The 13,429-nt window shown below is 65.9% G+C and carries 13 protein-coding genes; 5 read left to right on the top strand and 8 right to left on the bottom strand.

Annotation, left to right across the window (positions count from 1 at the left end; all coding sequences use genetic code 11):
• The first annotated feature begins 60 nt into the window (after nucleotides 1–60).
• From YP76_RS03625 to YP76_RS03615, 3 genes are read left to right on the top strand one after another with little or no spacing between them, the layout of a single operon-like run.
• Complete coding sequence (locus YP76_RS03625) at nucleotides 61–1,587, top strand: NAD(P)/FAD-dependent oxidoreductase (RefSeq protein WP_046762205.1); 1,527 nt, start codon at nucleotides 61–63, stop codon at nucleotides 1,585–1,587.
• Nucleotides 1,588–1,592: 5 nt separating this feature from the next.
• Entirely contained in the window at nucleotides 1,593–2,012 is a 420-nt protein-coding gene (locus YP76_RS03620) for a GtrA family protein (protein ID WP_046762204.1), read from the top strand.
• The gene (locus YP76_RS03615; protein ID WP_046762203.1) at nucleotides 1,990–3,837 is read left to right on the top strand and encodes a hypothetical protein; all 1,848 of its coding nucleotides are present in this window, start codon (nucleotides 1,990–1,992) and stop codon (nucleotides 3,835–3,837) included. Before YP76_RS03620 ends, YP76_RS03615 begins: the two co-directional genes overlap by 23 nt.
• Here YP76_RS03615 and msrB read toward each other — a convergent pair.
• From msrB to YP76_RS03600, 3 genes are read right to left on the bottom strand one after another with little or no spacing between them, the layout of a single operon-like run.
• Nucleotides 3,795–4,271, bottom strand: coding sequence for a peptide-methionine (R)-S-oxide reductase MsrB (gene msrB, locus YP76_RS03610; protein ID WP_046762202.1), 477 nt, complete (start codon nucleotides 4,269–4,271; stop codon nucleotides 3,795–3,797). The genes YP76_RS03615 and msrB overlap by 43 nt on opposite strands.
• A 19-nt stretch (nucleotides 4,272–4,290) precedes the next feature.
• The gene (locus YP76_RS03605) at nucleotides 4,291–5,481 is read right to left on the bottom strand and encodes an ABC transporter permease (protein WP_046762201.1); all 1,191 of its coding nucleotides are present in this window, start codon (nucleotides 5,479–5,481) and stop codon (nucleotides 4,291–4,293) included.
• A complete protein-coding gene (locus YP76_RS03600; protein WP_046762200.1) occupies nucleotides 5,478–6,437 on the bottom strand; it encodes an ABC transporter ATP-binding protein in 960 nt (319 codons plus the stop codon). Before YP76_RS03600 ends, YP76_RS03605 begins: the two co-directional genes overlap by 4 nt.
• Before the next feature lie 22 nt (nucleotides 6,438–6,459).
• Between YP76_RS03600 and queG the strand changes: the two genes are divergently transcribed.
• Nucleotides 6,460–7,503 (top strand): tRNA epoxyqueuosine(34) reductase QueG, encoded by a 1,044-nt coding sequence (gene queG, locus YP76_RS03595; protein WP_046762199.1) that lies wholly within the window; start codon nucleotides 6,460–6,462, stop codon nucleotides 7,501–7,503.
• Nucleotides 7,504–7,606: 103 nt separating this feature from the next.
• Here the strand turns inward: queG and YP76_RS03590 are convergent, their stop codons facing one another.
• Together YP76_RS03590 and YP76_RS03585 are read right to left on the bottom strand one after the other, a co-directional pair.
• Nucleotides 7,607–7,981, bottom strand: coding sequence for a hypothetical protein (locus YP76_RS03590; RefSeq protein ID WP_046762198.1), 375 nt, complete (start codon nucleotides 7,979–7,981; stop codon nucleotides 7,607–7,609).
• A complete protein-coding gene (locus YP76_RS03585) occupies nucleotides 7,978–8,652 on the bottom strand; it encodes an EI24 domain-containing protein (RefSeq protein WP_046762197.1) in 675 nt (224 codons plus the stop codon). Before YP76_RS03585 ends, YP76_RS03590 begins: the two co-directional genes overlap by 4 nt.
• A gap of 112 nt (nucleotides 8,653–8,764) precedes the next feature.
• Here YP76_RS03585 and YP76_RS03580 point away from each other — a divergent pair, with 112 nt between their 5' ends.
• Nucleotides 8,765–9,766, top strand: a complete 1,002-nt coding sequence (locus YP76_RS03580; protein WP_046762604.1) for an adenosine kinase — start codon at nucleotides 8,765–8,767, stop codon at nucleotides 9,764–9,766.
• Nucleotides 9,767–9,803: 37 nt separating this feature from the next.
• Here the strand turns inward: YP76_RS03580 and YP76_RS03575 are convergent, their stop codons facing one another.
• The 3 genes from YP76_RS03575 to tsaD all read right to left on the bottom strand — a co-directional run bounded on the left by YP76_RS03575 (nucleotide 9,804) and on the right by tsaD (nucleotide 13,404).
• On the bottom strand, nucleotides 9,804–11,324 hold the full coding sequence (locus tag YP76_RS03575) for a lipopolysaccharide biosynthesis protein (protein ID WP_408640420.1): 1,521 nt from the start codon (nucleotides 11,322–11,324) through the stop codon (nucleotides 9,804–9,806).
• A 62-nt stretch (nucleotides 11,325–11,386) separates the two neighbouring features.
• Nucleotides 11,387–12,373, bottom strand: coding sequence for an NAD(P)H-dependent glycerol-3-phosphate dehydrogenase (locus YP76_RS03570; protein WP_046762195.1), 987 nt, complete (start codon nucleotides 12,371–12,373; stop codon nucleotides 11,387–11,389).
• Entirely contained in the window at nucleotides 12,370–13,404 is a 1,035-nt protein-coding gene (tsaD, locus tag YP76_RS03565; protein WP_046762194.1) for a tRNA (adenosine(37)-N6)-threonylcarbamoyltransferase complex transferase subunit TsaD, read from the bottom strand. Before tsaD ends, YP76_RS03570 begins: the two co-directional genes overlap by 4 nt.
• Nucleotides 13,405–13,429 lie beyond the last annotated feature (25 nt).

Genomic DNA, 13,429 nt, shown 5'->3' with positions numbered 1-13,429 from the left:
TACTCCTTAGAAGATTTCCTTCACCTAAACCGGCGAAGGATTTCATCGGGGGGGCCTTAGATGCCGCTGAACGACGACAATGTGGATGTCGCCATCATTGGCGCGGGTCCGGCCGGCCTTACCGCCGCTTATCTGCTGACCAAGAAAGGCTATTCGGTCCAGGTCATCGAAAAGGACCCTGTCTATGTCGGCGGTATCAGCCGGACGGTGGAACTAAATGGTTTCCGCTTCGACATCGGGGGGCATCGCTTCTTTTCCAAGTCCCAGGAGGTCGTCGACCTCTGGAACGAAATCCTGCCCGACGACTTCATCCAGCGTCCGCGGATGAGCCGCATCTATTATGAGGGCAAATTCTACAGCTATCCGTTGCGCGCCTTCGAGGCGCTGGGCAATCTGGGCATCTGGCGTTCGACGCTCTGCATGGCGAGTTTCGCCAAGGCGAAGCTGTTCCCCAACCGCAACGTCCGCTCCTTCCAGGACTGGACCGTCAACGCCTTCGGTCACAAGCTGTTCTCGATCTTCTTCAAGACCTATACGGAGAAGGTCTGGGGCATGCCCTGCGACGAAATGTCGGCGGACTGGGCGGCGCAGCGCATCAAGGGCCTGTCGCTCTGGGGCGCGGTCGTGGATGGCCTGAAGCGGTCGCTCGGCCTCAACAAGCGGCCCAATGACGGCATGGCGACCAAGACGCTGCTGGAAAGCTTCCGCTATCCGCGCCTTGGCCCCGGCATGATGTGGGAAGCGGCGCGCGATTTCGTCGTCGCTGGCGGCAATCAGGTGCTGATGGCCCATAGCCTGGATCAGCTTTCGCAGGACCAGGCCAGCGGTCGCTGGCGCATGGTGGCGCAGGGGCCGGAGGGCGAAACCGTCATCAACGCCGCCCATGTCATCAGCTCCGCGCCGATGCGCGAGCTGGCCGGGCGCATCCATCCGCTGCCCGCGACGCTGGGCCATGCGATGGAGCTGAAATATCGCGACTTCCTGACCGTGGCGCTGATGGTGAAGGGGGAGGACATCTTCCCCGACAACTGGATCTACATCCACGACAGCAAGGTGAAGGTCGGCCGCATCCAGAATTTCCGGAGCTGGTCGCCCGAAATGGTACCCGATCCGGACCTCGCCTGCGTGGGCCTGGAATATTTCTGTTTCGAGGGCGACGGCCTCTGGTCGTCGAGCGACGCCGATCTGATCGAGCTGGCGAAGAAGGAAATGGCGATCCTGGGCCTGTGCAATCCCGGCGACGTCGTCGGCGGCGCGGTGGTGCGGCAGGAAAAGGCCTATCCGGTCTATGACGACAGCTATGCCGACAATGTTCTGGCCATGCGCACCGAATTGCAGCGGCTTTATCCCACGCTGCATCTGGTGGGCCGCAACGGCATGCACCGCTACAATAATCAGGATCATGCGATGATGACGGCGATGCTGACCGTCCGCAATATCGAGGCAGGCGAACAGCTTTACGACATCTGGGCGGTCAACGAGGACGCCGAATATCATGAGGCGGGCGAGGAAGGGCAGGATACCGCCGGTCGGCGCGCCGCATTGGCAAGCGAGCGGCCGGTGCCCAACCGGTTGAAGGCGGCCTGAGCCCCATGCCCATTTGGGTACGCTACATGGCCGGACCGTTGAACGCCATCATCGGCCGTTTCACCTTCACGCGCTATCTGCTCGCCAGCATCTGCGCGCTGTCGGGCGACTTCGCCCTGTTCCTGTTGCTCAACCATATGGGTCTGCCGCCGGCTATCGCTGCCCTTGGCGGCTATTCGGGCGGGCTCGTCCTGCATTGGCTGATCAGCGTCCATTTCGTCTTCGAGATGCAGGAGCCCGCCACGCACGCCCAGCGCATCGCCTTCATCCTCAGTGCGCTGATCGGCATGGCGATCACCATGGCATTGGTGGGGGGGTTGAGCGGCCTGGGCATGCAGCCCGCCATAGCCAAGCTGATGGCGGTACCGGTCAGTTTCCTGGCGGTCTATGCGATCCGGAAATATGGCATCTTCGCCCGCGGCTGAATCCCCTTCCCTTTCGCAAAAACCGTCGATCGCCGGCTGGCAGGTCGGTGGAGCGGCCTTGCTGGCCTGGCTCTTATGCTGCGCCGTCATGCTCTGGCTGTTTCGCAATGGCCTGACGGGGCTGGATTTCCGCGATCCTGATGACGCCATGCGGCTGCAACAGGTTCGCGACTGGCTGGATGGGCAGGCGTTCTGGGATGTCAGCCAGCATCGCGTCAATCCGCCAGCGGGCGGCCCCATGCACTGGTCGCGCATCGTCGACATGCCGATCGCCGCTCTGATCCTCCTGCTGCGGCCGTTCCTGGGCACGGCAACGGCGGAACTTGCAGCCTGCGCGCTGGTGCCCCTGTTGACGCTGGGTGGCCTGACGGGGACGGTGTTCCTTGCGGCGCGGCGCGCGGGCGGCCGCATCGTCGCGCTGTTTGCGGTCGCCCTGCTTCTGACGACGCCGACCATATTGGTCCAGTTCACGCCGTTCCGGATCGACCATCACGGGTGGCAGATCTGGATGGCCGCCATCGCCCTGTGCGGAACGCTCGATCCGGATCGTCGCAGGGGAGGCGCCGTTGCGGGGCTGGCGCTGGCCGTCTGGCTTCAGATTTCCAGCGAAGCACTGCCTTATGCCGCGCTCTTTGCCGGTGTGTTTGCCCTGTGGTGCTGGTTCGATCGGCGGGAAGTGCGCCGTTTCTGTGCCTTTGCCGTCACATTGGGGAGCAGCGCACTTCTGCTGTTGCTGTTACTGCGTGGCCCTCAGGCGCCACTGATCCGGCAGTGCGACGCCCTTTCGGCAGCCTACATTTGGCCCTTGATGGCCTTTGCGCTGGCGACACCGCTGGCCCTGCGCCTGATCGGCACGGATTCGCTCCAGCGCCGCTTCCTCGCGACGGCGACCGGCGGCGTCGCAGCGATCGGCATATTCCTGTTCACCGGGGGTTCCTGCCTTTCGGGCGACCCTTTCAAGGCGCTGGGTCCGGTAGCCTATCGGCTCTGGTATCTGCAAGTGAAGGAGGGCCGCCCGTTCTGGGAACAGGGGCTGCTGATGTCGGGGATCATCCTCCTGCCGACAATCATGGGCCTCTTCAGCACCATCATTGCCGCGAAGCGCACCAAGGAGCGCGAGGCGAGGGTACGCTGGATCATGATCGCGCTGCTGCTCGGCGGGGCTCTGGCCGTCTCCATCCTCGTGTTGCGCGCCATGTCGGTGGCGCATGTCCTGGCACTGCCCGGCATCGCCTGGCTGTTGCTGGCGATATTCCGGCATATCCAGAGCTGGACGAGACCGGCGGCGCGCGTGCTGGTGTCGGCGGCCGTCGCGATTTTGCTGACGCCGGCGGGCTTGTGCGGTGCCTGGGTCCTGGCTGCCAGCGGCGTGAGCCAGAAGGAGCAGCCGGAAACCGCCAATTGCCGGGCGTCAGCCATATTGGCGCCCTTGCATGGCCTGCCGAAGTCCGTCCTCTTCGCGCCGCTCGATCTTGGCCCGGACATATTGGTGCGGACCGGCCATAGCGTGATCGGCACGGCCCATCATCGCAACGCGGCCGGCATCACCGCCGTCATCGAAGGCTTCACCGCCCCGCCGGACAAGGCGCGGACCATCATCATGGGGCTGAACCACGGCCGGGGCGCGGACTATGTCGTGACCTGCCATGCGATGAACGAGGTCAAACATTATCGCGCCGACTTCCCGCAGAGCCTGGCCGCCGATCTGGAGCGCAACAAGCCGCCGCGCTGGTTGCAGCAGGTGCCCACGAAGGGGCCGCTCCACATCTACAAGGTGGTCGTTCAGCCTGGCACGAAGGCCAACGCAACGCCGTTCATGCAATAGCGTTTGCCCGTGGGCTTCGGTCCGTCGTCGAAGACATGACCAAGATGCCCGCCGCAGCGCCCGCAATGCACTTCGGTCCGGGGATAGCCGAGTTCGAAATCGCGCGACGTGCCCACCGCACCGGGCAGGGGCGACCAGAAGCTGGGCCAGCCCGTGCCGCTGTCGAACTTGGTCTTCGAACTGAACAGCCGCTGGCCGCAACCGGCGCAGGTGAAGATACCGGCGCGATGTTCCTTGTTGAGCGGGCTGGTGAAGGGATATTCGGTCGCCTGATGGCGCAGCACATTATAGGCGAGCGGGCTCAGCCGCTTGCGCCATTCCGCATCGCTGAGGGTGAAGGCATAGGCCTTCGCGGCCCCTGACGAACCCCAAAGCCCAAAAACAGCTGTTGCCGCCGCCAATCCGCCAGCACCCAGAAATTGCCGCCGATCCATGGGGCCACTCATAGCAGGATCAGCCTGTCGCGCTTCTGAACAATTGTTTCCACCAGCCGCCGCCTGATTTCAGCACATGGCGGCGGAACAACAGCACGCCGATCCGGATGATGATGCCGACCCAGACCATCTGCCAGATGATCGCCAGCAGATGCGGCCAGAGCGCGTCCACCTGCGCCGCCCGGGCGATCATCGCAAAGGGGGAGGAAAAGGGCAGGATGACGGCGGCGATCTCGGGCGGCGATCCCATCTTGTCGACGGCATAGCTGGCGAAGAAGAAGATCAGCATCTGCGCCATGGTGACGGGCATGTTGAGCGTCTGCACCTCCCGCACGGTCGCCGCCTGCGCACCGATACCGATGAAGAGCGAGCCGAGCAGCGTATAGGCCATGGCGAAATAGATAAGGCCCAGCATCAGGAAAAGCGGCCAGCCCATCGCCGGTTCGGCGAGGCTGGTGCCCGGGTCCTTCACCGCCAGGAAGGCGGCGAAGGCTGTGCCACCCCAGAAGAATATGCCCACGAAGCTCATCGCCAGCATGGCCATCAACTTGCCCAGGAAAATCGCATCGACCGGCACGGCCGCTGCCAATATCTCTATGATCTTGTTGGTCTTTTCCTCGACCAGATTGGACAGGATCATGCCCGCGAGCAGCAATGTGAGGAAGAAGATCACGATCTGCGCGATGCGGCCGATGATCAGCCGTCCCTGGGTCTGCGCGCCGATGCTGGTGGAGACCGGCTGCGGCTCGACATGGACCATGTGCAGCGATTTTTCGGCAAGGGCCGCGCTGGCGATCAGGCTGATGTCGCCTTCCAACCGCTTGATGTCGTCGGGCTGGCCGGTCATGATCGGCCGGGTCAGCGAACCCGATACGATCACCACGACATCGGCATTCGCCTTGGCGAGTTGGGCACGGGGCTCGGACGACAGGGAGACGCGGCGCAGCACAGGCAGCGATTGCGTCGCCATCCGTTCGCTGAGGCGCGCCTGCGCCTGTTCCATCCGAGCCGCATCGGCCGCGGGCATCGCCAGCCCCACGACGGGACGCAGGTCGGTGCTGGAGATCCGGCTGCCAAGCCCGCCGAACGCCATGCCGATGATGATCGGGAACAACGGGCCAAGCAGGAACAGGATGAAGGTCCGCGACAGCACCACCGCGGTGAAATCCCGCCGGGCGATGACGAAGGCGGCGCGCATCATTTCCTTCATGCATCCTCCTCCATGCGCGCTTCGTCTTCCTGCATCTGCCGCGCCGCCGCTTCTCCTGCAATGGCGACAAAGGCGTCGTGCAGGCCGGGTCGTTCGATCGACAGGCTTTCGATGCCCGCATTGCCGTCGAGCAGCGCCCGCAGCAGCGGTTCGATGCCCTCCTCCGGCAAGGCGAAGTGCCAGGCGCCGTCCTCCGCCAGCGTTTCGGCCGGCAAGGCGCGGCGCCAGTTGCCGTCGCTGAGCCGGGTGCGCAGGCGTACCTGCGGGCGCAGGCGGTCGCGTGCCTTCGCCACCGTGCCTTCGAAGCGGATGCGGCCACCCGCGACGATCGCGATGCGTTCGCAGAGCCGTTCGGCATGGGCGATGACATGGGTGGAGAAGAGCACCGTCACGCCGCGCCGCGCCTGATCGCGGATCAGCGCCTCCAACTTGCCCTGGTTGAAGGCGTCCAGGCCGGAAAAGGGTTCGTCCAGCACGATCAGTTGCGGTTCGTGGATGATCGTGCCGAAAAGCTGGACGGTCTGGGCCATGCCCTTCGACAATTGGCGGATCGGCTTTTCGGCGGCGGCACCCATGCCATAATCCGCCAGCATGGCACGGGCGCGTTCCCGCCCGGTCTTGAGTGGCAGGCCGCGCAGGGCGCCCATGAAAGCGATCGCCTCGAACGCCTTCATCGACGGGTAGAGGCCGCGTTCCTCCGGCAGATAGCCGACATTGCGCGCCTGGCGCAGCGGAGTGGGATCGCCCAGCAGGCTGCGATGGCCCTCGTCCGGGTCGATGATACCGAGCAGGGTGCGCAGCAATGTGGTCTTGCCAGCGCCATTGGGACCCAGAACGCCGTAGATCGATCCGGCGGGCACTGCGATGTCGATGCCGTCGACCGCCCGGAATTGCCCGAAAGTCTTGACAAGACCCTGGCCTTCAACGGCATAGGTCGGTTGAGGAGCCCCGATCATCGGCCTCTGATAGTCGCATCGCATGCCAACGCAAAACGAAACATTGGAAGAACGGCTTAAGGCCGAAGCGCGGCGGCTGGGTTTTGCCGCCTGCGCGATCGCGCCGGCCGATGCCGCGCCCCTGGCCGGGGAGCGGTTGAAGGCATGGCTGGATGCCGGGCATCATGGCGACATGCTGTGGATGGAGGAGCGCGCCGGGCAGCGCGGATCGCCCCAAGGGCTTTGGCCGGACGTGCGCAGCGTCATCATGCTGGGGATGAGCTATGCCCCGGGGCGCGACCCGCTGGCCTTGGCGGAGGTCGGCGATCGGGGACGGATTTCGGTCTATGCGCAGGGACGGGACTATCATGATGTGGTCAAGAAGGGATTGAAGACCCTCGCCCGCTGGCTGGTCGATCAGCATCCGGGCGCGCTCAAGGTCTTTGTCGACACCGCCCCGGTGATGGAAAAGCCGCTGGCGCAGGCGGCAGGGCTGGGCTGGCAGGGGAAACACAGCAATCTGGTCAGCAGGGCGCATGGAAGCTGGCTGTTCCTGGGTGCGATCTATAGCGAGATCGCGCTGGCGCCCGACGCGGCAGAGGAGGACCATTGCGGCAGTTGTTCCGCCTGCCAGACGGCCTGCCCGACCGACGCCTTCCCCGCGCCTTATGTGGTCGACGCGCGGCGGTGCATTTCCTACCTCACCATCGAGCATAAGGGACCGATTCCGGAAGAATTGCGGGCGGGGATCGGCAACCGGATTTACGGCTGCGACGATTGCCTGGCGGTGTGCCCGTGGAACAAGTTCGCGGATGCGGCGGCGGCAAACCGGGCCTTTGTGGGGCGGGCGGAGCTGGCGGCACCTGCGCTGGACGATCTGCTGGCGCTTGACGACGCAGGCTTTCGCGAGATTTTCTCCGGCTCTCCGATCAAGCGGATCGGACGGAACCGGATGGTGCGCAACGCCGCCATCGCGGCGGGGAACAGCGGCGACCGACGGCTGATCGAGCGGTTGCGTCCGCTGGTGGCGGACAACGATCCGGTGGTGGCGGAGGCAGCGGAGTGGGCTTTGGCGCGGTTGGTTTAAAGTTTGAGAGAATGTGCTCCTGCGAAGGCAGGAGCCCAGTCCCGCCGTCTGAACTGGACTCCTGCCTCCGCAGGAGCACGTCGCACTTTTATTCCAACGCCCGCTACTTCGCCTGCAACGCCGCCGAGCAGCTCGCCGGGTCGACATCCGTGCCCGTCGGCGTGCGCGCGTCGACATGGGTGACGAGCGGCTCCCTCCCCTGCGGCGGGACATAGAGATAGGCATCCAGCACGCAGCGCCCATTGGCGAATTGCAGCTTGCGCATGGTGCTTTCCCGGATGTCGAGCCGGGGCTGACCGAACATCTGGATGAGATGCCGGGCGTCGGTTCCGATCAGCGGGCCGGGCCGGGTGAAGGCGCTGGCAGGCGGACCGGCGGGCGGGCGGGAAATCTGGGTCGCGGGGGGCGGCACGACGCCGCCGCAAGCGGCGAGGGTCGAGGACAGGGCTGCGGCAAGGACCAGATGGAGACGGGTCATGACATTTTCCTTCGGGCACCGTGCAGCATGTGGACTGCCATAGCCGCGCTCCAGATCGGCGCAAGCAGGTTGAGGACCGGCACCAGAAAGATCAGCGCCGAAACGAGCCCCATGAGCCACCGGCTGCCGCGCGGGATCGGCGACAGGTCGGGATGGCGCGGCTCGACCATGTCGGCCAGATCGCGGCCCAGCAGGATGGCGTTGACGATCAGGAACAGCCCGATGGTGCCGATGCCCGTCACCAGCAGCAGCGCATAGGCGGGCAAGGCGAGCAGGTTCCAGCCGATGGTCCGCAATAGGGAGCGCAGCGCGAAATGGAGGCTGCGACCCCAGCCGACGGGGCGGGCGCGGGCGGCGGCCTGCGGATAGTCTTCACACTCGACCGCGATGATGATGTCGTCGGCGAAGAGGCTCATGATCGCCATGGCGGTGGCGCGGAACAGCAGCCAGGCGGCGGCGATCATCGCCAGCGCCGTGGCCGTCGCCTCCGCCAGCCCACCCCCGTTCATGGTCCATCCGAAATGCAGGCGGGCGGCGTGGATGCCGCTCCAAAGCGCAACGGCGAGGATGGCGAAGGCGAGCAGCGTCAGCAGCAGCGTCTTGAACAGCAGCCGCAGCGCCGCGCCGTGGAAGATCGAAGGAAAGGCGCGGAAGGCAGCGGTCAGGATCATGATGCAAGCTATTCCCCGCTCCGCGCGAAGCGTCAATCAGCGGCGTTGCGCGTGGCGTCACGGAACGATAGAGACGGCGGGATTTTTCCCCCTCAATCACGAAGGATTTTGCGTGACCGCTGCTGCCCCCACGCTTGATGTTGTCGCCATCGGCAACGCCATTGTCGACGTGCTCGCCCGGAGCGACGACGCCTTTCTGGCAGAACATGCGCTGACCAAGGGCGGCATGCAGTTGATCGACGCGGAAACGGCCGAGAGCCTTTATGCCGATATGGGTGCGGGCAAGGAGATCAGCGGCGGGTCGGCGGCGAACACGCTGGCCGGGTTGGCGGCGCTGGGCAAGAAATGCGGATTTATCGGACAGGTCAATGACGACCAGTTGGGCGCGGTGTTCGCCCATGACGTGCGGGCGCTGGGCATCCGGTACGATACGCCGGTAATGCAGGGCGACGTGCCGACGGCCCGCTGCCTGATCCTGGTGACGCCGGACGCGCAGCGGACGATGAACACCTTCCTGGGCGCCTCGCAGTTCCTGCCCGAAGCGGCGCTGGACCTCGATCTGATCCGCTCCGCCTCGATCCTGTATCTGGAGGGCTATCTCTGGGATCCGGAGCAGCCCCGGGCGGCGATGCGGGCGGCAATCGACGCGGCGCGGGGTGCCGGCCGCAAGGTCGCTTTCACCCTGTCCGACAATTTCGTGATCGACCGGCATCGGGCCGACTTCATCGATCTGATCGAGCAGGGGCTGATCGATATCCTCTTTTCCAATGAAGGGGAAATCCAGTCGTTGGCGCAGGTCGACGATTTCGAGAAGGCGGTGGCCGCCATCGCGGCGAAGGTGCCGGTGCTGGTGTCGACGCGCAGCGAAAAGGGCGCGATCGCCGTGGTCGACGGGGTGCGGTACGAGGCCTTTGCCGCGCCGGTGGCCGAGGTGATCGACACGACCGGGGCGGGCGACCTGTTCGCGGCGGGTTTCCTTGCCGGCCATCTGGAAGGACTTGAGATCGACCGGTGCCTGAAACTGGGCGCCGCGGCGGCGGCCGAGGTAATCTCCCACTGGGGAGCACGGCCGGAAGAGGATCTGAAGGCGATCCGGGCGAAGACGCTGGGGTGAGACGGAAAGGCCGGGCGGAAGTCCGGCCTTTTTCCGTTCAGGCGGGTTTCTGCTTCCGGAACAGAGCGCGGTCGTCCGGACCGAAACCCCAGCGCCAGATGACGACGCCGTAGACGCCGAGAATGGTGAAGACGCCGAAGACCAGCTCCACCCATTCAAGGCTGGGCGGCAGGGCGACGAAGGCCGCGCCGACGATGCAGGCGACACCCGAGGCGCTGAGCAGCGGCCAACGCCAGGCGTTGACCTTGGCCCCGAGCAGGGTCGAGAGCAGCCGCGCCTTGACGAGCGCGCCAACGCCAAGCGCCATGCTGAGCGCGAGAGCGGGTGCGGCGGCGAGCGCCATGTCCTGGAGCCCGAGCCGCCTGGCGAGGAAGATCAGCGCGAAGCTGAGCCCGGCCTGGAGCGCGATCATCATCAACGAGATCATCAGATTGCGGTGGCGGGCGATATAGACCAGCGCGGATTCGCTGACGACGGCGGTGGCGGCGACGACTTCGGCCAGCAGCAGGAAGGCGAGCGCGCCGGTGCCCCCGACGAAATGCGGGCCGACCAGGCCCATCACCGCCTCGCCCGGGATGCCCAGCGCCAGGGCAATGCCGGCCTGCGCGGCAATGATCCAGAAGCCGACCTGGCTGACCTGTTTCGCGATGGCGCCGAGGTTGCCCTCCGCCAGATTGCGGGTGATGACCGGGCCCAGGATCGGGTCGAAGCTGGTTTTCAGCTTCTGGGGCAGCGAAGCGACCTGCTGCGCGACATAATAGATGCCGACCACCGCCGGGCTGACGAACAGGCCGAGGATGGCCATGTCGAGGCGGCGGGAGCCCCATTCGACGCCGTCCGCCGCCGCTAACGGCAGGTTGCGGCGGGCAAGGCGCCAGAGGCGACCGATATCGGGACGCCAGCCATAGGGGATGCCGTAATGCCGGGTCATCGGAATGATCGAGGCAACCAGCGCCGCGATCATCGAGACGACATAGGAGAGGATGAGGCCGTCGCGGGTCGAGTAGAAAGCGAAGGCGAAGGCACCGATGCTGATCGCCCAGGGCTCTATGATCGAGCGGGCGCGGACGGTGGCGCCGATGTCGAAGCGATAGGCACAGGCGGCGAGCGCCACATCGGACCCCGCGACCGCGATGACGATCAGCGCGAGCAGGCGGTCGAGACCGTTGATGCCGCTGTTGGGGAACATCGCCTGCGGGAAGGCGACGAGGAGCGCGCTGCCTACAGCCGAGGCGATCAGCGTCACCAACATGGCATCGGTCACGACATGGCTGTGCGGGCGTTCGGTCTGGGCAAGCGCCCCGGCAAGGCCACGCTTCAGGCCCAAAGTCGCGAGCTGGGCGATGAATTCGACCACCAGCACGGCATAGGCGAAGCGGCCGAGCGCATCCGCGCCATACCAGCGGCCGGCGATGAACAGGAAGGGCAGACGCGCAGCCAGACGGAGCAGGAAACCGAACACATTGGTCCGTCCACCCTTGGCGAGCGCGGCAATATCATCCTGCTGCGCGGGAGAGGCCCCTTCAGCCGCCAAAGAACTCTGATCCCCCTGTGACATCAATGCTGTCGCGTCATTTTATGGAGCCGGACTGTAGCAATATCTGGAAAGATCGCGAGTTTTTATTCGGCGCGCAGCGGACGGGCGAGCAGCGCGTCCATGACTTGCGCCAGCGGCGCGGCGTCTTCGAGCAGGGCGCAGACGGCTTCGACGACCGGCATTTCGACCTGGGCCGCGCGGGCCGCTTCGCGCAGGACGGGGGCGGTGAAGGCCCCTTCCGCTACGGTCCGGCGGTTGGAGAGCAGGTCCCTGGCCGACTGGCCTTCGCCCAGCCCCTTGCCCAGCGAGAAATTGCGGCTGTTGGTCGAGGAGCAGGTGAGGACGAGATCGCCAAGACCCGACAGCCCGGCGAGGGTTTCCGCGCGGGCGCCCCGTGCAAGGCCGAAGCGGGTCATTTCGGCAAAGCCCCGGCTGATGAGCGAGGCGCGGGCGTTGAGGCCAAGGCCCGCCCCCTCCGCTACCCCGCAAGCAATGGCAAGGACGTTCTTGACCGCGCCGCCGATCTCCGCGCCGACGACATCGTCGGAGAGATAGGGGCGGAAGGCCGGGCGGGCGATCCGGGCCGCGATTTTTGCGGCAAGATCGGCGTCGGCGCAGGCAAGCGTGATCGCGGTGGGCAGGCCCCTGGCCACCTCATGGGCGAAGGTGGGGCCGGAGAGGACGGCGATGGGGGAAGCCGGCTGCACCTCCGCCGCGACCTCGGACATGAGGAGCCCGGTGCCTGCCTCTATGCCTTTCGAGCAGAGGATCAGCGCCGTGCCTGCGGGCGCCTGGGCCACGACCTTGCGGAGATGCTGGGCCGGGCTGACGATCAGCAGCATGTCGCGGTCGCCCATGGCGGCGATGTCGCCGGTGGCTTCGATCGAGGGGCTGAGCGGGATGTTGGGCAGGTACAGAGGATTCTGCCGGTCCTTGTTGACCGCGTCCACCACTTCGGATTCCAGCGCCCAGAGACGGACATGCTGGCCGTCCGCCGCAAGGGTCTGAGCGAGCGCAGTGCCCCATGCGCCTGCGCCTATCACACCGGCTTTGAGGGAGGGGGCATTCATGCTTTCACTCCTGCTCCACGCGCTTTTTCCGCGCTGGGGTCGAGCGGCCAGCGCGGGCGGGCCGGGACGGTGAGGTCATCGATCAGACCCGCCGCATAGCGCTCCGCGCCCGCCCAGGCGATCATCGCCGCATTGTCCGTGCACAGCCAGAGCGGCGGGGCGACGAAGGGCAGGTCATGCTTGGCGGCAAGCGCTTCGAGCGCGGCACGGATCGACTGGTTGGCGGCGACGCCGCCCGCGACGACGAGGGCGGTGATGTCCTGAAGGCCGGCCAGTTGGCGCCCGGTGCGGTCGATGAGACAGTCGATCACCGCCTGCTGGAAGCTCGCGGCAATGTCCTCTACCGAATATTGGCCGGATTGGGCGGCGCGCATAACGGCGCTTTTGAGGCCCGCGAAGGAGAAATGCGGCTCCGCCGTGCCGACAAGGGGGCGCGGGAGCGGGACAGCCTTGGCATTGCCGAGGGCGGCGGCTTTCTCCACCGCCGGGCCGCCGGGATAGCCAAGGCCGAGCAGCTTCGCCGTCTTGTCGAAGGCTTCGCCGCTGGCGTCGTCTATGGTGGTGGCGAGGCGGGCATAGTCGCCGGGGCCGCGCACATGGAGCAATTGGCAATGGCCGCCCGACACCAGCAGCAGCAGATAGGGGAATTGGAGGCTCGGGTCCGCAAGACGCGGCGAAAGCGCGTGGCCTTCAAGGTGATTCACCGCGATCAGCGGCTTGTTCGCGGCATGGGCGAGCGCCTTGCCGGTGACGAGGCCGACCATCACCCCCCCGATCAGGCCGGGACCGGCGGTAGCGGCGATCACATCGACGTCGCTGAGGGTCAGGTCCGCGTCCTTGAGCGCCGCCTCGATCAGGGGAGCGAGCGCCTCGACATGGGCACGGGCGGCGATTTCGGGGACGACGCCACCATAGGGGCGGTGCGCCTCCTCCTGCGTGGCGAGGCGGTGGGCGAGGATCTTGCCCTCCGCCGTCACCAGCGCCGCCGCGGTTTCGTCGCAGCTTGATTCCAGGCCGAGGATGATCGTCATTGCCGCTTCCATCTAATGTCCGCGA

Origin of the sequence: Sphingobium chungbukense (assembly GCF_001005725.1) — a bacterium.
Lineage (GTDB): Bacteria > Pseudomonadota > Alphaproteobacteria > Sphingomonadales > Sphingomonadaceae > Sphingobium > Sphingobium chungbukense.
The sequence above is the reverse complement of the archived record's forward strand: the minus strand, read 5'-3'. Positions and strand labels throughout refer to the sequence as shown.